Source organism: Paenibacillus oenotherae (assembly GCF_019443105.1).
In the GTDB taxonomy this organism is placed as follows: domain Bacteria; phylum Bacillota; class Bacilli; order Paenibacillales; family Paenibacillaceae; genus Paenibacillus_Z; species Paenibacillus_Z oenotherae.
Map to the genome: position 1 here is coordinate 130,804 of NZ_JAHZIJ010000006.1, position 20,811 is coordinate 151,614.

Consider the following 20,811-nt stretch of genomic DNA (forward strand, 5'->3'; position numbering starts at 1 on the left):
TAGTCAGATCAACATAAACCGGCTGCAGCAAACGGCATGCAGCCGGTTTATGTTGATTCGGGTCAAGCAGCATTTATCGCCGGGAAACGAAAGATATCCGGCTGGCACCGAATCCATTCGGCCCGCTCAGCGTCACCCCGCACTCATTCTTCTTCCTCTAATAGCTGGTTCAAGCGCAATAAATTTGCACTCCAGAACTTATTGTAGAACGCCAGCCAATCTTGAACTTCTCTGAGTGGTGAGGCGTCCAGCCTATATCTCGTTTCTCTGCCAACTTTACGGTCAAGTGCCAATCCAGCCTCTTTAAGGACGGTCAGATGTTTGGATACCGCTGTGCGGCCCATTGGAAACTGGGTCGTTAATTCATGGAGCGGTATCTCCTCAGCCCCTGCTAACAGACGAATCAATTGGCGCCTAGTTGGATCTGCAATCGCGTCAAACACATCCCGCAGCTGGTTGTTATCTCTCACAACACTCTCTCCAACGATATTATTTGGTGTAAATGATTTCATGTTTAATTGTAGGACACCTTTTGGTGTCAAGTCAACGGCATTTTTGCTGAATATTCTAGATTGATTCTAACACAATGAAGGACTACTCAGCATTAGAATGGTTCTTTCACCACTACCCTGTATTGAGCGGCATTCGAAATGCCCCCTTTTTATTAAGTATGACATACTGTTGTCATACTTATTTTTTTATAATAACAACAGAAGACGGTACGAACCGCAGGATAATACCGATGATAATGTCTGTAAAAGGAGATATTGGATCTATGGAAATTGACAATCTGCTGACCGTAAGATCGAGAGAAGATTTGAGGATTTGGCTGCAGGAGAATTGTAAGACTGAACAATTCTGTTGGGTTGTTGTCAGTATGACGCCGCGCCCAGATACGCTGCTGTATTTGGACGCAGTCGAAGAATCTCTATGTTTTGGATGGATTGACGGGATCAAAAAGAGAATATCCGAAACACAGACGGCGCAAAGACTATCACCTAGAAGCAAAAAAAGCTCCTGGACTGAACTGAATAAGGAACGTGTCCGCCGCCTGGAGAAGCTGGGGTTAATGAGTGATGAAGGTAGAAAGGTACTTCCCGATATGGCCCCCTCTTCTTTTATAATAGATAGGCTGATCATGCAAAGGCTGCAAGAGGAGAATCAAACCTATGAGCATTTCTTGGCCTTCCCGGATCTCTATAAAAGAATTCGGATCGACACGATCCAAAGCAATAAACATCAGCCGGATTTATTCCATAGCAGATTAGACAAATTTATAACAAATACAAGGGACAATAAAATATACGGTCAATGGCATGATAACGGACGCCTTCTCGATTATTAAGATGTGCCAGGTTAGCCAAGTGAACTCGAAGCATCCCTTTCATTGTAGTTGGGGACATGTGGACACCCCCTTCTCCAAGTGGTTTGAAGGCAGAGTGACGGAGTTCGCGCGAGCGCAGCTCCCAGCGCGGTGTTTTGCTGCATGACGGCGGTCGGTCGACCACATAAGAAGAAGCCTGCGAATGTGCATGAATTTCGGTTACAAGACGCCATAATGGTAACATTCCTGCGATCAGGCATGAATTTGAGGCAAAATCGGCCGTAAAGGAGAAATGAAGGTGAAATACCTGCCCTCTGGCAGGCATTTCACCTTCATGGGGTCGGAAACGAGAAAAAAGCTGCCGTTTCGCATGTTTCACCGAGCTCGCAGCTCGCTTGTCTCTGGTTTGACCGCCGACGTGTGACCGAGCACCGCGTGCCGCGATGGCACCGCGCGCCGGGAGGCGCGCGCGGTTACCGTGCGCGGCCTCCCGGCGGCGTGAAGTTCTTTTTTACTCTTATAGACTAGTACCCTATCAATTCGCTGCTGTGAGAATAGTATAGAAGATCACTTTGCTACAGGAGCTGATAGATTTGTCAAACTGGACAATGCCCAATTCACTTTGCCGAACGTTTGCTAACACATTGGGTGGTACTGCAGATGTTGTAAACGGCGTATGTACGGTAACCCGGATTCGCAGCAACCTTCGCCCATTAATTCAAGGCAGGCGAACCAATTCGGTGCTTGCGATTGCCGCTCTGTTTTCTTTCGAAGATCTTGACAACCAGGGAAATGCGCTCAATTTGGGTGAAACAGTTCTCCTGCAGGAGGAAGTTAATCCGTTTATCTCGCAGCTTCGGACGCGCGGTATTGAAGTGACCGCATTGCACAACCGCTGGCTATTCGATAACCCGCGGTTGATGTATATCCACTTTAAATCCGTCGAACCGCCTCTTGCCTTTGCCCAGAAGGTCGCGGCAGCGTTCAGAGTGCTTACTACCAGGACCGTATCTCCCAACCGCACCAGCGGTTCAACCGGCTCAAACGGATCACGAGGATTACAAGGTACCAGCGGATACACACCACCCTTGTCGGATCAAACCTATGGATACACCATGTCTCCCAATGCTTCCTGCAAAACCAGAAAACCATCCACAAAGGGCAAAACCAACAGCTCCATTAAAGCAAAATCGACTGTAAAATCGACAGCAACAAAGACCGGCAAACCATCGCAGCGCACTTCCACGAAAAGAACGAAACGGAGCAGATCAATATAAAGAGAAGAGCGCCTCGAAAGCCATGATTGCATGGCCTGAGGCGCCCTTTTTGCTTACCAGGACATGCTGCCAAGGCTGCATCCGAATCAATCTTCGTCCATCTTATATTCCAGAATATCTCCAGGCTGGCATTCTAACGCCTTGCAAATCGCCTCCAAAGTAGATAAACGAATCGCTTTAGCCTTGCCATTCTTCAATATGGAAAGATTGGCCATCGTTATGCCAACTCTCTCCGAAAGCTCGGTTACGCTCATCTTCCTTTTCGCCAGCATCACGTCAACATTAATTATAATCGCCATGTCATTCACCTCAGACCGTCAAATCATTTTCTGATTTTATATCAATAGCCTCTTTTAGAAGCCTTTGGAGAACAGCGGCAAAAACGGCAATCACCAGGGAGGCGAAAACCATGACCATTCCGATTAAGATAATGCCTGGAGCATCGTCTTTCTCCGCTATGAGATAGAAGAGCGGCATGCCTAACACGTACAAACCACTAATTGTGATTGCGCAGTATTTGATATTCTTCAATACCTGTACAGATAGCTCCGAGAAAGCCTTGTTGTTGTCGATATAGCCCAAAAGTTTAAAAGCTTGATACAGGGCAAAGTAAAATGGAATCGCCGCTGCATACAAATCGATGTAAACGAGATATTGCAAATACGTATGCTCTGGGTACAATTCAGTTATAAATCTCGCTATCTCCGGTACCAGAAATATGCACAGAGCAAGCACCGGGATTCCAATAACGATTACTGCTGCCTTTAAAAAGAGTGTTGTTCCTCGTTCCATAACTGCACCTCACTTGAATTTTTCAGAACCGCCTCAGACCGTTAAATCGTTCTCTGATTTTATAGCTATCGCATCCCTCAGAAGCCTTTGCAGCAGTGCCGCAAAGATGGCAATTACGGCGGAAGCAAACGTGCACATGATCCCCAATCCGATAATCCCTGCTACATCATCGTCAATAAATATAATAATGAATAGCATTCCTGCTGCAATGACGCTGCTGAGCAGGATCCCGCTGTACTTGATATGCCTCAAAGCTCTGACCGACAAGTCCGAGAAAGCCTTGTTCTGGTCTATATAGCTCAAAAGCTTAAATGCCTGGTACAAGGAAATAAAAAGTGGAAGGGACAATACATACGCGCCTGCTAAAAAGGGATATTGCAAGTAAGAAGTCTCTGGATGCGCTTCTGCATCTCTTCTCGCAATATCCGGCAGCATAAATATACAGACAGCAAGTGCCGCCATTCCAATAAGGACAACAACTCCCTTCAAGAATAATGTTGATCCTCGTTTCATAAAAACACCTCTCACCATTTTTATAAGGTGATTCTAACAGTTAATTTATCGTTTTGCAATAAATTTTTATCTAATTTTATTTAATTATTATCGTTATGAAGAAGAGGGGTATGTCTGATCCCTCAATCATGCCCAACCGGGTTCGATCGAGTTCCAGTTCTGCCTTGTCCGCTGCTTGTAATGTCGGAATGAACCCTTGTCGCCTCCCCTGCTGCCTCCGTTCCCGGGGGTTCCCTAACGCTGCCTTTCACCTTCTCCAAGTGTGGTGATGACGGAGTAAGAAGCCTGCGAATGTGCATGAATTTCGGCTACAGGACGCTATAATCGTAACATTCCTGCGATGAAGCATGAATTTGGGAAAGAATCGGCCGATAAGGGCAAATAAAGGTGAAATACCTGCACGCTGGCAGGCATTGCACACTCATGGGGCGAGCATCGAGCAAATACATGCCGTTTCGCATGTTTCGCCTAGCTTGCATCTCACTCTTCGAATTAGAAACCCAGCACATACCGCCCTCGCTGGCTTCCATCACTGAGCACCGCCATATTGCCTGGCTTTCACGTGAGTCAAACCTATAAAATACACAAAAGAACCTTCAAAACCACTATAAAAGTGGGGCTGAAGGTTCTTTTTAAACCCTTATTACATGCTGACCGAGCTTGCTACCGCTAACGATACTTTAGCTTCAACGCAAGGATCGTTGCCGAAAAGGAGAAGGTAACGGCATTGGCAATCAGCACCGGCCAGTCCCTTGTCGCGATTCCGTAAACCAGCCATAGCAGGGTACCGACAGTAAACATACTGTACATTAATGCGGAGATCCCTCTCGTATCTTTTTCTCTGATCGTCTTGATTGTTTGCGGCAAAAATGCGGCTGTCGTTAATACGGCAGCACTCAGCCCGATTATTGTCGTTAATTCCATCTTGCAATGCCTCCATCACTAGACCACTTCAAATCAGTATTACATAACCCTGCGCAGCCGCCACATATGACTCCGGAAGTCCCCCGTAATGAGCGCAGCAGGCACACGGATGCCGACATGCATCAGTTCATCTCCGCCGAACTCGCCTTCCTCTCCATCCATCCGGTAAACCGCCTCCGGTTCGAGCCCCGCAAGCCGTATCGAGCGGATGCCAGGGTTCGGCTGGGCCAATATTTTGAAGTAAAAGACGATCGCCTCGGAGCCGTCCTCTGAAATGAACATCCATGCCGCCTCATTACCCGCGAACGGGTCAAGCAGCCGATAGAATTCTCCAAACTGGATGACGCGCCGGATTTCCTTATACAGCGCCACTTGTTCCCTAACCATTCGCTCTTCATCCGCCGTGAAGGCCGTTGGGTCGAGCTCGTAGCCGAACACCCCGGATATCGCAGCATTCCCGCGCGTCTCAAGCGGAGTCATGCGTCCTACCTGATGGTTGGGCACAGCCGACACATGCGCGCCTATGCTGCTGACCGGATAGACGAGACTTGTCCCGTATTGAATCTTGAGTCGGCTGAGTGCGTCGGAATTGTCGCTTGCCCACGTCTGCGGCATGTAGTAAAGCATACCGGGATCAAAGCGGCCGCCCCCGCTCGCACAGCTTTCAAACAGCACATCAGGGAATGCGGTGGTCAGTTCCTCCATCACGCGATACAGCCCCAATATATAACGGTGCGCGGTCTCCCGCTGCCGTTCGGGCGGCAGCGCGGCCGAACCGATCTCCGTCATATGACGGTTCATATCCCATTTCACGTAGGAGATCGGAGCGCTGGACAGCACTTCGGACAACATCGCAATGATCGCGTCGCAGACGTCCTTGCGCGAATAATCGAGCACGTACTGGCATCTTCCAGTCGAGCTTGACCGGCCCGCGGCATGAATGATCCAGTCTGGATGCTGGCGGTACAGCTCGCTGTCCTCGTTGACCATCTCCGGCTCGAACCATAAGCCGAATGCCATGCCCATAGCGTTAACGTCTCGAGCAAGCTTATCCAGACCACCGGGAAGCTTCGTGGCGTCCACCACCCAGTCGCCAAGCGAGCTGGTATCATCATTGCGCTTGCCAAACCATCCGTCGTCGAGCACGAACAACTCAATGCCAAGCTGCTGCGCTTTTGCCGCGATCGCGACGATTTTATCAGCATTAAAATCGAAATAAGTCGCTTCCCAGTTATTGATCAGAATCGGCCGCTCCTTATCTCTGAACTTCCCGCGGCACAAGCGGCTTCGGTACAGCCGATGATAGGTTCTGGACATGCCGCCAAGCCCCTCATCCGAGTAGACCATAACCGCCTCCGGCGTCTGGAAACTCTCTCCGGGCTCGAGCAGCCAGTTGAAATCAAAAGGGTTGATTCCGAGAAGGACACGGGCCGTATCATACTGGTCAACCTCGATGCCTGCGTAGAAATTCCCGCTGTATACCAGATTCATCCCGTACACTTCTCCGGTCTGCTCCCCGGCATCGCGGCTTAGAAGCGCCAGAAACGGATTATGCTGCGGACTGCTGGCTCCACGCTTGCTCTCGACCGACTGCATGCCTTTATACAGCGGTCGGCGGATGATGTTGCGCTCGTTGGCCCAGCCTCCGGACAGATGCAGCAACTCATAGTCCGCGCTCTCGAAATCGACGTTCATGCTGAATGCGCGAAGCAGCTTCAGCTTCTGCGCGCCCATATTGACAAAACGGGCAGAGCGAACAATCGCATTATATTGCGGAAACACCGTGTAAAGCAGATAAACAACAAGGCCATTGACCCGGTCCCGCAGTTCGAGCTCCAAAGTCTGCGCCTCCGTCTCATACTCGGCATACGTGGCTGGGAGCCCTGCCAAAGGAGGTTTCCCCTCATATATACGGTAGCTGCTGTAGCGCAGGTCTGCAGTGGAGGAGCCGCTCTCCTCCTCCAGCTGATAGGCTGGCATCCGAAAATCGCTTGTCCCAAAGCCCGGAAATTCCTGCTGAAGCGTATCAAGCGAAAATCCGCTCTCCTTGTGATGCGGATAAGGATTCGGAGACAAGGGCCGGTCAATCGACACGATTGGATTGGAATCGCCGAAGCGGGCGATGCGCTTTCCCCAATAGCGATGGGCCAAATAGCCGTCCTGAATGACTTGAAAAATATAGCTTGTCTTAACCGTCGAAAGATGGAAGACGCGGCGTTGTTCATCATAGTGTATCGTCATGTTGTGTACCCTCCTGGATTGCATAAGTAACGAATCAGCCTTTAACGGCGCCAAAGAAAGACCGGAAATAAACCAGCCTCTATAGGAAAAACATCGAATCTGTCTGTACGCCTTTCCTTGAAATCATGTTCATTATTTTTGCGATCCGCAGCTTTGGCGAACGACAAGACTGGAGGCTACCGACAGCTTAACCGTAATCTCGCGGCCTTCCAGCCGCTCCATCAATAAATTAACGGACGATCTCCCCATCTGCTCCGTGCATATTCTTACCGTCGTCAGCGGCAAGTTAATGAAGGATGACAACTCGATATCGTTGAAGCCGACAATAGCAACACGTTCCGGAACCGAAATCCCCGCTTCCTGAAGCGCCTTGAGCGCGCCGATTGCGGCAGAATCGCTTCCGATGAAGAATGCCTCCGGAAGTTCGCCTTGGTCAATGGCTTGTTTCATCAGTCTGTAGCCGTCTGACAGCGACCAAGTACCCAGATGAACGTCTCTCGTGTCATATAATCCCCGTTCGGTCATGTAGAGGCGAAATGCTCTATGCCGCTCCTCTTCGAAAGGGAAGCATTCCCCGTTCAGTCCATGGGTGCATTCTTCACCGCCAATGTAGCCGATCCTCCGGAACCCTTTGCCCGTCAAATGATCGAGCGCGCGCTCCGTGGCCTTCTTGAAATCCGTTATGACCGCATCGAAATTGTCCTCGTCAGGCGAGAAGTTAATAAATACGATGCGTTCGTTCCGTCCAATAAGACGGAGCGCAATTTCCGGCAATACCTTCCCTACCACAATAAGCCCGTCCAGCTCGTCTTGCGGACTCTCCAGATGCAGGCTGTTCAATCGAAAAACTTTCCACAGCCCAATTCCAAGCTCTGCAAGCCGCCGTTCAATTCCCTGCCGAATCGCAAGAAAATAAGGATCTTCAAACTCGATCTCTGGGGGACACCAGACAAGCAGGCCGATTCGCAGCGATTGCTTCCCATCCTGAGCTCCCGACACTCCTGGTATTGCCGTATTTCCTGTCGCTCCGGGCTCTTCTAGCTGAGCTTTAGCGGAAGCGGCCTTTCTCTTTCTACTGGAATGAGCGTAGTTCAACCGTTCAGCCGTCTGCAAAATTCGGTTCTTCGTATCTTCCGTGACCGACAAGGTTTCGTCCGCGTTCAGCACTCTAGAAACAGTAGCTGCCGAAACCTTCGCCTCTCGGGCAATATCTCTGATTGTTGCCATAGCATTTCCCTCTTTTACTAGTATCAAGCCAGGTATATTTGTTTACTAAATATCATGATAAAATAATACCATAATAGCGGTTTTAGTTCAATGTTGAATGAAATAGTTACTAAACATGCATAAATACAGAGCGAAAAGTCTCGAAAACACTCGATTTTTCACTATCTATTCGGACATCAGTTTCGTTTACTAAACATTTTAGAACTTGAACGCTTTCGTCTCCATAGCGAAGACTCGACCTTGCTTTGGCTTTAGCCGACCGACCGCCTCGCAATTCGAACAGTCCCGCTGCTAGAAGAACGCAATAAAGGAGCTGTCCGAAAAGTCCAACATCCAATGAATCAGTCCCCGCTGATGCGAAAAAATGCCTCCAAAACCACAAAAAGTGGAGATAGAAGCATCTTATTAATTGTATTTAGAGGACTTAGCGGGGACTCTGAGATCATCAACCCACTCTCAGCCCCCTTCTCAACCGATTTGAAGGCAGAGTGACGGAGTAAAAAACCTGCGAATGTGCATGAATTTCGGCTATAAGACGCCATAATGGCAACATTCCTGCGATGAAGCATGAATGTGAGAAAAAATCGGCCGATAAGGAGAAACGAAGGTGAAATTCCTGCACTCTGGCAGGCATTTCACCTTCATGGGGCCGGATCCGCGCAAATAAATGCCGTTTCGCAGGTTTCGCCTAGCTCGCATCTCGCTTGTCTTTTTTCCGTACCGAGCGCGCCTTCCGGCGGTTATTCCGCCTTGCCTGCCTGATCGTCTCTGCTGTACATATTCTGGCTTTGCAATCGAACCAGTACCTTGCCGAATCGTCCCCCCTGCTGGATCGTCACTTGGTCCTCAGGATAATTCCTCTCCAAATGCTCAGAGACAATGCTGCGAATTCGCTCATCCGCAGGCAAACCGAATAGCTTCAGCCTGCTGGCCACCTCATCGAACGCCGCTGCTCTGGATACTACCGTCGTTTTCATTTCACGAGTGATCAGCGACTGATAGGCATAACCCTTGAGCAGCAGCAAGTGTTGCAGATATCCCATCTCCCAATGCCCGGATTTCCGGGGACGGTCGGTAATGAGCGGCCACACCTCATCGAACAGACTGTGCTCGCTTGGGCCAACCGACATGCTCATATAGCAAAATTCCCGCGCGCAGCCCAGCACCTTCTCCACACTTTCCCAATCGCGCAGCACCGGGCACATGGAGACAAAAACGAGGTCAAAGGCCTGTTCCCATCCCATTGCCTCGATATCGATGTCCTCAAACGGCTTGGATACGATCTCGACCGTTCCGCTTGTGAGGCCCGAGACATTTTCTTTCATAAGCTCGACCAGAGGAAGAGAGGATTCTACGGCTGTAACAGCGGCTCCTCTATCGGCGAAGGGTACCGTAAAGCCGCCCGACGCCGCACCAATATCCAGAATCGATTTCCCGTTAAAGGCGACTCCCTGATCATCCAGCCAATTTATAATGCGCTTCGCTCTTCGTCTGCCTTCTTCACTAAAGACTTCCTTGTTGAACGCTTTGGCCTTCTGATCAAACGAGCGGGCTGGATCGATTCCAGCTCTCTTCATCTTCTCCACCGCTGTATGCCCATCTTCTCTCCAGGTCTTTTCCCAAACCGCTGCATGAAAAAGCTCATTCGTCATCGTACGCATCTCCCTTAAATGAAATATAAACGACTTAATAGACTCATAATATCTGTAATTAGTTCAAAAAAACTCGCTTTACAGCGAAAGCTTGACGGTCTTGGCCAGATCAGCCATCTTTTTATTTTTCAAGTAGGTCTCCATTTCCTCCTCGGCCTCTACCATTACCTTTTGAATCAAACATTCCGTTCCGTGATTGAAGTCGCAATCGAACAGAGAGGCCGTGCCTTCAATCGCATGAATGATATCCAGGAATGATATGTCCTCCCAATTCCGCTTTAACCGGTATCCGCCATTGGCTCCAGAAGCAGATTCGATCATTCCCGCCTTTACCAGCTTGGTCAGTATTTTGGATAGATACGTAGGCGAAACCTCTTGCCGCTCAGCGAGCGGCTGAACACCGATATGTTTATCTGGAGCTGCTGCGGCAAGAAAAAGCATGGTGTGAAGGGCATAGTTCGTCGCTTTAGAGAACTTCATTGTGGATGTCATCACCTTCATTAAAGACTTTATGTATCTATAATAACTTCTATTGAGTGCCAGGTCAAGACGATTTGATTGTTTGGCAAATACTTGCACAATGCTTCCTACGGCCTGGCATCCGTCCGTTTCTCGCCTTTGATGGGCAAAACTAGATTGTGGGTACTATCCTGATGGAATCTCCCTAACTGCGTATCTTTGCCTTGCTTGTCTACTATACCATAAGTAAACACGCCGCCCATAAACTCGTCCAAAAAATAGACATAGCTCGTAAAGTTCGGTTTCGTTCCCCATTCACGTTCCGCTACGTTATCCAGCTGCCATTTGAGTATTGCGAGGCCATCCTCATTCACCTCATAATAAGCTTCGCTGTAGCCAGCGTAATTCATGGTGAACCGCAACGCTTCCCCTTCCGGAAATGTATAGTAATTATAATGATACCCTTCACCTGGTACTGTAGCAGGTGCTTTCCCCTTCAATCTCATCAGTCCAAGGGCAATTCCGCGTGCCTCAGTGAGATCCCCGCGCATCAATGTCTCGTATTGAGCCTGGCGTGCAGGTGTACGAACGATGACACGTTTCTCTTGGGCATTATAATGAACACTAGCGCCAAGCGACTCGCTTATAAACCGAAGCGGTACGTAAGTCAAGCCGTTCTTGTTTACGACGGCAGCATCTATTTCCACTTTTTCACCGTTAACTGTGGCCGTCTTCTCCCCTTCTCGCAGCTGTACGGTCTTGCTGTTGTCTTTGGTATGTACCATTACGATGCGCGTCTTGGAATCATATGCGAAAACAAGCCATTTTGGATCGGTCAATGACCGCAATTTCACCAATGTCCGTCCTTCTACCGTGATCGTGTCATATTGAGCTTGCCCATTAACGAAGACAGAAGCAGAAGCTGCGTATGCGGATGTACCCGCCAAGAGGAAGCTCCCGATTACCGCAGAGCCAACTACTGATTTAATCCATTTGTTCACTGCCACCACTTCTCCTAACGATACGCTATATTATGTATTTTTTACATTATTATAACGCAGGTTACTGGTGAAAAGTTACGGCGGTCATACAACTTTAGTTCTTTAGTCGGCCGCATGGATCACATGTTTAATGAATGCATCCACCAGACAATGCGGGTGGTCTGGCGTTGAGCTCAACTGGGGAACAAACAACGTCCCGACAAAAAATGGATGATCCGGCAATTCAACTATTCGCGGCCTTCCTTCAGCATCAGTTCCTGCAATTTTCAACCCTGCTTCATCAATTTGCGCTTCAAATTCCGGGTTTAACCCGTAGCTGCATCTAAATTGCTCGATTGTAATCGGTTGTCGGTAAATATCCGCAACGAGCGAAGGGCTTTTAATAAACACTTCCCCCTTTTGACCGACCAGCGAACAAGTCAGTTTGCTTATAACAAGCTGAGAAGCATCGGGATTCAGCTCTTCATGATCTGCATCCGCAAGCTTTAATTTGTTTTTGGCATACTCGACTATCATGTGCTGGAATCCACCGCAAGTTCCTATCAATGGAACATCATGCTCGCGGGCATAGCTTATGATTTGCAGTACTCCTTCTACAGATTCAGGAATACCCGGCGCGATCCAGAAACCGTGATATGTTGTTGTGATCGTATCCAGCTGCTCAGCAATAGACGCCGTTGGAATCCAGTCAAATTCCATTTGCACTCCCATTCCAGCAATGGAATGGATTAATGCTTCATTTGTCGCCTGCTGTGAAAGATACACCGGATTAAAATCGCCAATAATGCCAATTCTCAAATTCATCTCTCCCTTCAAATGGTCTGTTTGGTTATGTACTCCACTTCTTCAGGAGCTACAACAAAATAAAGAGGGGCTGCCCGAAAAGACTAATATCCAATGAGTCAATCGCAAATGATGTAAAAAATGCCTCCAAACCACTAAAAAGTGGAGCTGGAAGCATCCCTTATTCTATATGGGGACTCTGAAATCATCCAACAACTTACTGGACAACTCGGACAACCCCTTCTCCAACTGTTTTTGAAGGCAGTATGACGGAGTAAGAAGCCTGCGAATGTGCATGAATTTCGGCTCCAAGACGCCATAATCGTAAAATTCCTGCGATGAAGCATGAATTTAAGAATAAATCGGCCGTTATGGAGATACTAAGGTGAAATACCTGCACGCTGGCAGGCATTTCACCTTCATCATGCCAGAATTGAGAAAAAAGCTGCCGTTTCGCATGTTTCGCCTGGCTCGCAGCTCGCTTATCCCCTTCTCTGATTACAATTAACTATAGACAAGTCCCTTTTCTCTGAGGCCAAGTGCCTCTCCTGTTGCAGCATGAACTTCTTGCAGAAGCTCCGGATTTTGCATAAGTGACACGCCGTATGAAGGAATCATTTCTTTAATTTTTGGTTCCCACTCTTTCACATGCTGCGGGAAGCATTTTTTAACGACTTCAAGCATGACGTGGACAGCCGTAGAAGCCCCTGGAGAAGCGCCTAACAATGCTGCAATTGAGCCATCAGCGGCACTAATAACTTCCGTACCAAATTGCAGTGTGCCCTTGCCAGCGGGAGTATCCTTAATAACCTGCACACGTTGGCCCGCTACGACCAAGTCCCAATCCTCGCTCTTGGCATTCGGGATAAACTCTCGCAGCTCTTCCATGCGCTTCTCTTTCGACAGCATCACTTGCTCGATCAGGTATTTGGTCAAGGACATGTTCTTGGCCCCAGCCGACAGCATAGTGACGAGATTATTCGGCTTAACCGAGGTCACCAAATCAAACATAGAACCGGTCTTCAGGAACTTTGGCGAGAAGCCGGCAAACGGTCCGAACAGCAGCGATTTTTTATTCTCGATAAATCTTGTGTCCAGATGCGGAACAGACATTGGAGGAGCTCCGACCTTGGCTTTACCGTACACTTTTGCATGATGCTGCGCCACAACATCCGGATTATTGCACACCATAAAAATCCCGCTAACCGGGAATCCGCCGATATGTCTTCCTTCCGGAATACCGGATTTTTGCAGTAAATGCAGACTTCCTCCCCCGCCTCCGATAAAGACGAATTTGGCGGTGTGGCGCTCGATATTGCCGCTACCGTTCCGCACTTTCAATTCCCAGGCACCGTCGCTCGTGCGTTTGAGCTTATCCACGCTATGCTTGTACTTGATATCGACGTTCTTGCTTTTCAAGTGATCGAACAAAATGCGGGTTAAAGCACCAAAGTTGACATCCGTTCCATTGTCGATCTTTGTTGCTGCTATAGGATCATTCGATAGACGATCTTGTATAATAAGCGGAATCCATTCCATCAGTTTAGCCGGGTCGTCGGAAAATTCCATCCCTTGAAACAGCGGATTATTCGACATCGCTTCGAATCTTTTCTTCAAAAAGGATACATCTTGTTCCCCTTGCACCATACTCATATGAGGCAATGGCATAATGAAGTCCTGCGGATTGCTTATTCGCTTGCTGTTCACAAGATAAGACCAAAACTGCATGGAAAGCTGGAACTGTTCATTAATTTGGATAGCCTTGCTAATATCTATAGATCCGTCCGGTTTCTCGACAGTGTAGTTAAGCTCGCACAGTGCTGCATGCCCTGTTCCTGCATTGTTCCACTCATTGGAGCTTTCCTCTCCAGCATTGTCGAGCTTCTCAAACACTGTAATTTGCCACTCCGGCACTAACTCCTTCAGAAGCGTCCCTAAAGTCGCACTCATGATTCCGGCACCTATTAAGATGACGTCTGTTTTCGTTTCTCCGTTGCTCATGTCTACCATCCTTATACCTTGAAATTTGCAAAAAAATACAGGCGCTTCTGCTCAGGCATCTCCCCAAGCTATGACGCGGCCTCGTCACAAATCTTTACTCTATCTCAATTATAACAATATCATCGTGTATTACAATTATTATAGATTAAAATATCTACTATTGCCTTGATAATAGGCAGGTAAAAAATGAGAAGCATATCTCCCAAGCTCTGCAGCTCAATAAAACCTGCGCTCAAGTCGGGTCAGCCTCGTCAAATCTTCAATTGCCCCAGCGAATTCGCTTACGTCCGGTTCTTTAAAGCTAGTGTTAGGTTCCCCTCATTAAATGATATCACTAACTTATATAATTAACTAATGTAAATTAAACCGGATCGAATGCATACAGAATACAGAATGCTGCCCTTTGCGATCAAAAAAAAGCAGCCCGCAAGAGGCTGCCCAATAAATCCCTTCATAAATTAAAGCTCAATAATTTTTGTAGCGATGTTTTTGCAAAATTCACTGTCATGCTCGACAAAAAGAATGGTTGGTGAATATTCAAGCAGCAGCTCTTCAATTTGCATGCGTGAGATAATATCAATAAAATTAAGCGGTTCATCCCAAATTTGCAAATGAACCTTCTCGCAAAGACTTTTGGCAATCAGTACCTTCTTCTTCTGGCCACCGCTAAAAGCAGAAATATCCTTCTCAAATTGCACGCGAGAGAAATCAAGCTTTCTTAGAATAGATTTAAAAAGGCTTTCATCAATCCCGTTGCTTGCCGCGTAGCTCGTCAAAGTGCCCTGTAAATGCGAGGTGTCCTGTGAGACATAGGAAATTTTAAGCTGGCTTCCCTTTCTGAATGTGCCGGTATAGTGGATAGGCTCACCGCAAATCAGTTTAATGATACTTGATTTTCCAGAGCCATTCTTGCCCTGAAGCGCAATTCGTTGACCCTGTTCAATCTTCAAGCTGATATCCCCGCATACCTGCTTCTCACCGTAATAAATCGACACATGCTCAAGCTCGGCAAGCAGGTTTTTATGGTAAGGCAATTGAGCAATCTTTAAGCTCTCAGAGCTTTCAATATTTCTAAGGAGCAGCGATTTCTCGTCAATAGCGGATTGCTGTCTTTGCTCCATTGATTTAGAGCGCTTCATCATTTTAGCGGCTTTGTGGCCTACATACCCTTTATCTACCTTGGAACCGGAATTTCTCGTACCGTTTTTCGTTTTCTCCACTTCATGTGACCAGTTGCTCGTTCGCTTGGCAGCATCCGACAATCGTTTAATATCTTTTCTTAGCTTGTCATTCTCTGCAAGTTCATAATGATCTTGTCTCTGTTTATTTTCCCACCAGTCGGAGAAATTGCCTTTTTGAATTTCCACATTGGTCTTGTTGATGGAGAGGATATGATCAACACAGTTATCCAGAAATGATCTGTCGTGAGAGACCAGAATAAATCCGCTTTTGGAGTTGAGATACTTACTGACCAGTTTTCTTGCTTCCATGTCCAGATGATTGGTTGGTTCATCGATTAATAGAAAGCTGTTCTCCTTGAGAAACAATGCCGCCAGCAGCACCTTCGTCTGCTCTCCATTCGACAATGTATCAAAGGGCCGGTATAGAACATCCTCAGACAGCTTGAGCAAAGAAAGCTCACGTACCAATTGCCAGTGAAGATAATCTGGAACAATGTCGCTGATTATATCAAGCGTATTATCTCCCTTGTTCTTGACATGGAATGGAAAATATTCAAAGCTGACATTGGCTGAAATATTACCGCTGTATTCATACTTACCAAGCAGCAAGTTCAGAAATGTAGTTTTACCTCTGCCGTTTCTCCCCGTAAATCCTAATTTCCAATCGGTATCAAGCTGAAAATTAACGTCGTCAAATATATGATCGTAGCTGCCATCATAGGCAAACGTCAGGTTCATCACTTTTATTAATGACATAAAATAATCCTCCTGTATAAAAAAATAAAAGCTACAAGAAAGTTACTTTCCCGTAGCTCAAATAAATACAGTTAATCGAAACCCGCCAAGGGGCCTCGACAAGGATATATTGTTTGAGTTAAAAAGAATACGTAACTTTCTTGCATATAAAAAATAAAACACGCGCGAAATATCGCTTTTCATTGTTTTATTCATTTATATCGTCTGCAAGAAATATTACATTATTCCCTTCAACTCCAATCATCAAATAAAACCTATCTTATCATACCCATTCATGGATTTCAATTCGTTCATGACCCCGACGATAGGCTGGTGGCGTGTTCTATTTGTGCGGTTCGAGCGTTAATTTTAACCTTCATTCCCTTTTCCGGCAGGATGATGATCAACGAGCGCATAATTTTCCCACGCACGGCTTTTCCAGCGGAAATACATAACGACAGCACGCAGCCATTCATCTGCAGCAATTGCCAGCCATATGCCTGATAAGCCCAGCTCCAGCTTGAAGGTCAGGAAGTAGCCAAGCGGCAGGCTCATGCACACCATTGATAATAGCCCGGCATAGACGGTGAATTTGGCATCGCCTGCTGCACGCAGCGAATTGACGAAGACCAGATTACAGGTTCTCCCTGTCTCCAGAAGGAGACTGAGCAGCAGCACCTCTGCCCCCATTCGAATAATATTCTGATTGTCCGTAAAGATGCCGAGTATAGGAACTCGGAATACAATGACAATCAAATTAATGATGACCGTGGCAATCAACGCTCTTTTTACACTTGAAAGAACGCGGCTGTACGCAGTGTCTTTAAGTCGTGCTCCCACGAGATGGCCAACGATGATGGCGGTCCCCATGCCCATCGCCGCGCTGAACATAAATATGAAGTGGGAGATCTGATATGCATACTGGCGAGTAGCTAAAGCTTCTGCACCCAAGTAAGTTACATAGAAGGTAAAGACAAGCTGGCAGCTCTGATAGACCAAGGATTCCATTGCTGATGGAATGCCGATCCGCAATATTTTGCGCACATATGTTTTAGATAATGTGTAATAATAGCGTAACTTTATCCGAGCATCCATTACTTTGTATAGAAGTGAAAAGAAGATCAGGAGAGCGATAAAGCGGCTGAACACTGTGGAAATGGCTACCCCTTCGACGCCCATAGCCGGCAAGCCAAAATGTCCAAAAATCAATAAATAGTTGGCAATTACGTGTATGACATTCATAAACAGGGATACAATCATCGTTTGCTTCGTATACCCGTGCGTCCGGATCGTGGCGGCTAATGCGTTAATCAACGCCTGAAGGAAGATAGCTCCGCCCACAATGGCCATGTAGGATTTGGCATATTCCAGAACATTGCCCCGCAAATTCATCCATTGAAGCATCATTTCACCGAAGATCAAGAACACAATGCTTATCACAATTCCTACGATCAGGTTCAGTGTAATCGCGTTCCCTGTCACCTGGGATGCCTCGTTGATTCTCTTGGACCCAAGATACTGGGCAACCACAATGGCCGATCCGTATCCGATAACTTCCAATATCAGGATTGCTATACTAATGATTTGATTGGCTGCGCCCACGCCCGAAACCGCATCATCAGATACGATACTGATCATAAACGTATCCACGGTTCCCATTAACATAAACAGGAATAATTCAAGAAATATAGGCCATGTTAGTTGAAATAAATTCCATTGTTTTTCTTCGTGCGGCTTTAGATCCGCTGCACCAGTTCCTGCTGCCATTCATGCACCTTCTTTTATGTGAGTAACCTCTTGTTCGAATTTTAGATTAGATTATAAAGTAAATGTCTTGACACCCAGGCTGCTTTTGCAGTTTTGCAGGACAGCATGCAGCTCCGTCTGATTGACAGGCTTTAGTAAATAAGCCATTGTATTGTAACGAAGAGCTTGTACGGCATAGTAAAAGTCATCATAAGCGCTGACGACAATCTTCCGTATTTGCGGATAACGTTCATGAAGCAACCGCAGCAATTGAAGCCCGTCTATACCTGCCATCCGTATATCGGTAATGATGATATTCGGCTGCAGCTGCTCTGTTTTGCGAAGCGCATCCTGCCCGTCCTCTGCTTCCCCGACGATTTCCATGCCAAGATTCTTCCAATCGACGACCGCTCTAATGATATCTCTCGCCCGGCTTTCATCATCCACAATTAGCACTTTAATCATTTAAGCTCACCTCACCGCTTGATTCCATTGGATTTCGATGGTTTTAGTTCCTGCAAGGTCAACCATTTCATCCCTTCTTCAAAATCCTTATAAAATGAATCCGATACATTAATTTCAGGCAAGGACGGAAACTTATACTTTGAAGCATACGTATCCCAGGCACGAAGCAAGGTGCTCTCTTCTAGATTTTCTCGATAAACAACAATTTGATCCGGGGCAAGAACAGCATTGAGCGTATGAATAAACTTGCATATGATAGCTACAAATTCCGCTGTGGCAAATCGCTGTTTCCAGTCGATCTCGATAGGAAGAAACTTGATTTCGCCAGCCATGCCATTCTTTCCTTTAACAATTCTCCCATCTAGAAAAATGCCCATTCCCGGTTGATATTTCTCTGGAAAATAAACACCCAATACGATCTGGTTATCGCCCAGCTGTTCTTTATTGCAATAGCCGCTTATGGCCGCATTCACATCATTCTCCAGAATAACGGGCAGCCCGAATTTGTTCTGCACTTCTTCAACCAAGCTGACGCCTTGCAGCTCTTCATGACTGGTAACTGCAATTTTGCCGTTTATGGTCTGTCCAGGAATCCCTATCCCTATCGCCTTGACGGAAGGATATAGGGCTAGAATGCGATCGATCATTCCAAAGAAACGATTAAGATCAAAGACTTGTATGGCATGTTCTTCCCTCATCAGAACTTCCTCTTGCAAATTAACTACAGATGCAAAAACGACATCCAAGCCTAGTTTTTCATTCACATGCAAGACTAGAGCCAGACTGAAATCATAATTGAAACGGTAGGTTACAGCAGGCCTGCCACCGTTCGAAGGAACCGTTTTATCCTCCAATAATTCGCCACAATCAAGCAGTTCTTTCACAAGCGAGTTGATCGTTACCACGCTAAGTCCCGTCATTGCAGCAAGCTGGGGCTTTGTTGCTACGCCAACCTGGCTCATCACACGACGGAGATTATTCAAATTTATTTCTTTCATTAAATTTGCGTTGGCTTTCTCCATGTAAACTCCTTTCATTTCAGCAACGGCACTTAATAATCAGACTTAATAAAGTTACTTTATTTATAGATTAAATATTGTTTGATGTCAATATGGGCAAATAAAAAAATCCGGTTCTTATCGACGGGCTCACAAATAAAGGGACTCTCCGAAAAGAGGCCTCCAAAACCACTAAAAAAGAAAAAAGTGGGATTGGAAGCATCTATTTAGGGGAACAGCCCTTCCCCCAAGTGTTTTGAAGGCAGATTGACGAGGAAGCCTGCGAATGAGCATGAATTTCGGTTGCAAGAAGCCTTTTTTGTAAAATCCCTGCGATCAGGCATGAATGTGAGAAATAATCGGCCGTCAAGGGGAAACGAAGGTGAAATACCTGCTCTCTGGCAGGAATCTCACCTTCATAGGGTCAGAAATGCAAAAAAAACTGCAGTTTCGCATGCTTCTTAAAGTGGAAGCAGAGGTTTCCAAAAAGGACTTTCTGGAAAGCCCCAAGCTCGTTTCTCCACTCACATAACCTTCCATTTCAAGCTACAACAGAACGATGGGAACGAAACGTTCAGAGCCAGTGAACAATAGTAGCCCTTTGAGCTTTATGCGAACCCGCCTGTTGAGTGGATGCTCTGTCCCGTAATCCATTCCGCTTCATCAGAAGCCAAGAATGCGACTAGCCGCGCAGCGTCCTGAGGCAGGCCAACCCTCCCCATTGGAGAGCGGCTTGCTAGGTCTTGGCGAAGCTCTCCTGTCATCCATCCTGTATCCGTTGGCCCGGGATTGACGGCGTTGACAGTTATCCCTTTGTGTCCCACTTCAGCCGCAAAAGTCTTCGTAAAGGCATCTATCGCTCCTTTCGTAGTTGCGTAAGATAATTCTCCGGCCATCGGCCCTTGGAATTGACCGGAAGTCATGCTGATCACTCTTCCGCCGGATTTCCCATTGAACCTTCTAGCGAACTCCACGCTGAGCAACGCAACTGCCCTCACATTGATCGCATAATGGGCATCCAATGATTCCGCAGTTATCGTGCTGAAATCGTCATTCATCGAATAGCATGCGTTGTTTACAAGTATAGAAGGAAGTCCAATACGATGCTCCACTTCATTCAACAAGAGGGGGATCTGACTCGTATCGCTAAGATCCGTCCTTAGATGCTCGCACTTGACACCCATGGCGAGTATCTCTTCCCTCAGATGCTCTTGCTCCAAGGTGTCCACGCCCCATGGCATCTGCTCGTCGTACTCCAGCCAATAGGTAAAAAAGATATCCGCGCCCTCTTGGGCCAATGCCTTGCAGATAGCTGCCCCTAGTCCGATGCTCCGGCTAGCGCCAGTGACGATAGCCGTTCTTCCCGCCAGCTTCCCTTGATTGTTCAGCCTCATATAACGAATCTCCTCCAAACGTCAACAAATATCAAACTCTGCAGGCCAAATGATGTGACCGAGCGCCAAAGCACTGATAGTAGTTTCCTTTTTTCCCA

The 20,811-nt window shown here is 47.0% G+C and carries 19 protein-coding genes; 2 read left to right on the top strand and 17 right to left on the bottom strand.

The features are described from left to right. Positions 1 to 143: 143 nt before the first annotated feature. The gene (locus K0T92_RS11135; protein WP_219872545.1) at positions 144 to 470 is read right to left on the bottom strand and encodes an ArsR/SmtB family transcription factor; all 327 of its coding nucleotides are present in this window, start codon (positions 468 to 470) and stop codon (positions 144 to 146) included. Between the two features lie 305 nt (positions 471 to 775). Here K0T92_RS11135 and K0T92_RS11140 point away from each other — a divergent pair, with 305 nt between their 5' ends. Together K0T92_RS11140 and K0T92_RS11145 are read left to right on the top strand one after the other, a co-directional pair. Then, positions 776 to 1,345: a YdeI/OmpD-associated family protein gene (locus tag K0T92_RS11140; RefSeq protein WP_219872546.1), complete on the top strand. Its 570-nt coding sequence runs from the start codon at positions 776 to 778 to the stop codon at positions 1,343 to 1,345. 572 nt (positions 1,346 to 1,917) lie between these two features. After that, entirely contained in the window at positions 1,918 to 2,601 is a 684-nt protein-coding gene (locus K0T92_RS11145) for a DUF1259 domain-containing protein (RefSeq protein ID WP_246628079.1), read from the top strand. Between the two features lie 86 nt (positions 2,602 to 2,687). On the opposite strand, the gene K0T92_RS11150 is transcribed toward K0T92_RS11145, so the two are convergent. The 16 genes from K0T92_RS11150 to K0T92_RS11225 form a co-directional block, all read right to left on the bottom strand. After that, positions 2,688 to 2,900 carry a helix-turn-helix domain-containing protein gene (locus tag K0T92_RS11150; RefSeq protein ID WP_219872547.1) on the bottom strand — a complete coding sequence of 71 codons (213 nt, stop codon included), beginning with the start codon at positions 2,898 to 2,900 and terminating at the stop codon, positions 2,688 to 2,690. 10 nt (positions 2,901 to 2,910) lie between these two features. Further along, complete coding sequence (locus tag K0T92_RS11155) at positions 2,911 to 3,393, bottom strand: DUF2975 domain-containing protein (RefSeq protein WP_219872548.1); 483 nt, start codon at positions 3,391 to 3,393, stop codon at positions 2,911 to 2,913. A gap of 33 nt (positions 3,394 to 3,426) precedes the next feature. After that, entirely contained in the window at positions 3,427 to 3,906 is a 480-nt protein-coding gene (locus K0T92_RS11160; RefSeq protein ID WP_219872549.1) for a DUF2975 domain-containing protein, read from the bottom strand. A gap of 669 nt (positions 3,907 to 4,575) precedes the next feature. Beyond that, positions 4,576 to 4,830 carry a SemiSWEET transporter gene (locus tag K0T92_RS11165; RefSeq protein WP_219872550.1) on the bottom strand — a complete coding sequence of 85 codons (255 nt, stop codon included), beginning with the start codon at positions 4,828 to 4,830 and terminating at the stop codon, positions 4,576 to 4,578. Positions 4,831 to 4,869: 39 nt separating this feature from the next. Beyond that, positions 4,870 to 7,071: an alpha-galactosidase gene (locus K0T92_RS11170; RefSeq protein WP_219872551.1), complete on the bottom strand. Its 2,202-nt coding sequence runs from the start codon at positions 7,069 to 7,071 to the stop codon at positions 4,870 to 4,872. Positions 7,072 to 7,203: 132 nt separating this feature from the next. Then, positions 7,204 to 8,298 (bottom strand): LacI family DNA-binding transcriptional regulator, encoded by a 1,095-nt coding sequence (locus tag K0T92_RS11175; RefSeq protein ID WP_219872552.1) that lies wholly within the window; start codon positions 8,296 to 8,298, stop codon positions 7,204 to 7,206. Between the two features lie 740 nt (positions 8,299 to 9,038). Further along, positions 9,039 to 9,950 (bottom strand): class I SAM-dependent methyltransferase, encoded by a 912-nt coding sequence (locus tag K0T92_RS11180; protein WP_219872553.1) that lies wholly within the window; start codon positions 9,948 to 9,950, stop codon positions 9,039 to 9,041. Between the two features lie 78 nt (positions 9,951 to 10,028). Further along, positions 10,029 to 10,430, bottom strand: a complete 402-nt coding sequence (locus K0T92_RS11185; protein WP_219872554.1) for an Rrf2 family transcriptional regulator — start codon at positions 10,428 to 10,430, stop codon at positions 10,029 to 10,031. A 107-nt stretch (positions 10,431 to 10,537) separates the two neighbouring features. Next, positions 10,538 to 11,410: a copper amine oxidase N-terminal domain-containing protein gene (locus K0T92_RS11190; protein ID WP_343223694.1), complete on the bottom strand. Its 873-nt coding sequence runs from the start codon at positions 11,408 to 11,410 to the stop codon at positions 10,538 to 10,540. A gap of 102 nt (positions 11,411 to 11,512) precedes the next feature. Next, positions 11,513 to 12,208: a CTP synthase C-terminal region-related (seleno)protein gene (locus K0T92_RS11195; protein WP_219872556.1), complete on the bottom strand. Its 696-nt coding sequence runs from the start codon at positions 12,206 to 12,208 to the stop codon at positions 11,513 to 11,515. 489 nt (positions 12,209 to 12,697) lie between these two features. Further along, the gene (locus K0T92_RS11200) at positions 12,698 to 14,194 is read right to left on the bottom strand and encodes a malate:quinone oxidoreductase (RefSeq protein ID WP_219872557.1); all 1,497 of its coding nucleotides are present in this window, start codon (positions 14,192 to 14,194) and stop codon (positions 12,698 to 12,700) included. A gap of 458 nt (positions 14,195 to 14,652) precedes the next feature. Further along, positions 14,653 to 16,131, bottom strand: coding sequence for an Lsa family ABC-F type ribosomal protection protein (locus K0T92_RS11205; RefSeq protein ID WP_219872558.1), 1,479 nt, complete (start codon positions 16,129 to 16,131; stop codon positions 14,653 to 14,655). A 348-nt stretch (positions 16,132 to 16,479) separates the two neighbouring features. After that, the gene (locus K0T92_RS11210; RefSeq protein WP_219872559.1) at positions 16,480 to 17,877 is read right to left on the bottom strand and encodes an MATE family efflux transporter; all 1,398 of its coding nucleotides are present in this window, start codon (positions 17,875 to 17,877) and stop codon (positions 16,480 to 16,482) included. 51 nt (positions 17,878 to 17,928) lie between these two features. Beyond that, positions 17,929 to 18,321: a response regulator gene (locus tag K0T92_RS11215; protein WP_219872560.1), complete on the bottom strand. Its 393-nt coding sequence runs from the start codon at positions 18,319 to 18,321 to the stop codon at positions 17,929 to 17,931. 11 nt (positions 18,322 to 18,332) lie between these two features. Continuing rightward, positions 18,333 to 19,343 carry an ROK family protein gene (locus K0T92_RS11220; protein WP_219872561.1) on the bottom strand — a complete coding sequence of 337 codons (1,011 nt, stop codon included), beginning with the start codon at positions 19,341 to 19,343 and terminating at the stop codon, positions 18,333 to 18,335. A gap of 584 nt (positions 19,344 to 19,927) precedes the next feature. After that, complete coding sequence (locus K0T92_RS11225) at positions 19,928 to 20,713, bottom strand: SDR family oxidoreductase (RefSeq protein WP_219872562.1); 786 nt, start codon at positions 20,711 to 20,713, stop codon at positions 19,928 to 19,930. Positions 20,714 to 20,811 lie beyond the last annotated feature (98 nt).

Excerpts from the sequence above, each read along its gene's own strand:
- K0T92_RS11140 (WP_219872546.1), top strand. The coding sequence starts at position 776 with ATGGAAATTGACAATCTGCTGACCGTAAGATCGAGAGAAGATTTGAGG.
- K0T92_RS11150 (WP_219872547.1), bottom strand. The coding sequence starts at position 2,900 with ATGGCGATTATAATTAATGTTGACGTGATGCTGGCGAAAAGGAAGATG.
- K0T92_RS11155 (WP_219872548.1), bottom strand. The coding sequence starts at position 3,393 with ATGGAACGAGGAACAACACTCTTTTTAAAGGCAGCAGTAATCGTTATT.
- K0T92_RS11160 (WP_219872549.1), bottom strand. The coding sequence starts at position 3,906 with ATGAAACGAGGATCAACATTATTCTTGAAGGGAGTTGTTGTCCTTATT.
- K0T92_RS11165 (WP_219872550.1), bottom strand. The coding sequence starts at position 4,830 with ATGGAATTAACGACAATAATCGGGCTGAGTGCTGCCGTATTAACGACA.
- K0T92_RS11170 (WP_219872551.1), bottom strand. The coding sequence starts at position 7,071 with ATGACGATACACTATGATGAACAACGCCGCGTCTTCCATCTTTCGACG.
- K0T92_RS11175 (WP_219872552.1), bottom strand. The coding sequence starts at position 8,298 with ATGGCAACAATCAGAGATATTGCCCGAGAGGCGAAGGTTTCGGCAGCT.
- K0T92_RS11180 (WP_219872553.1), bottom strand. The coding sequence starts at position 9,950 with ATGACGAATGAGCTTTTTCATGCAGCGGTTTGGGAAAAGACCTGGAGA.
- K0T92_RS11185 (WP_219872554.1), bottom strand. The coding sequence starts at position 10,430 with ATGAAGTTCTCTAAAGCGACGAACTATGCCCTTCACACCATGCTTTTT.
- K0T92_RS11200 (WP_219872557.1), bottom strand. The coding sequence starts at position 14,194 with ATGAGCAACGGAGAAACGAAAACAGACGTCATCTTAATAGGTGCCGGA.
- K0T92_RS11205 (WP_219872558.1), bottom strand. The coding sequence starts at position 16,131 with ATGTCATTAATAAAAGTGATGAACCTGACGTTTGCCTATGATGGCAGC.
- K0T92_RS11210 (WP_219872559.1), bottom strand. The coding sequence starts at position 17,877 with ATGGCAGCAGGAACTGGTGCAGCGGATCTAAAGCCGCACGAAGAAAAA.
- K0T92_RS11215 (WP_219872560.1), bottom strand. The coding sequence starts at position 18,321 with ATGATTAAAGTGCTAATTGTGGATGATGAAAGCCGGGCGAGAGATATC.
- K0T92_RS11220 (WP_219872561.1), bottom strand. The coding sequence starts at position 19,343 with ATGGAGAAAGCCAACGCAAATTTAATGAAAGAAATAAATTTGAATAAT.
- K0T92_RS11225 (WP_219872562.1), bottom strand. The coding sequence starts at position 20,713 with ATGAGGCTGAACAATCAAGGGAAGCTGGCGGGAAGAACGGCTATCGTC.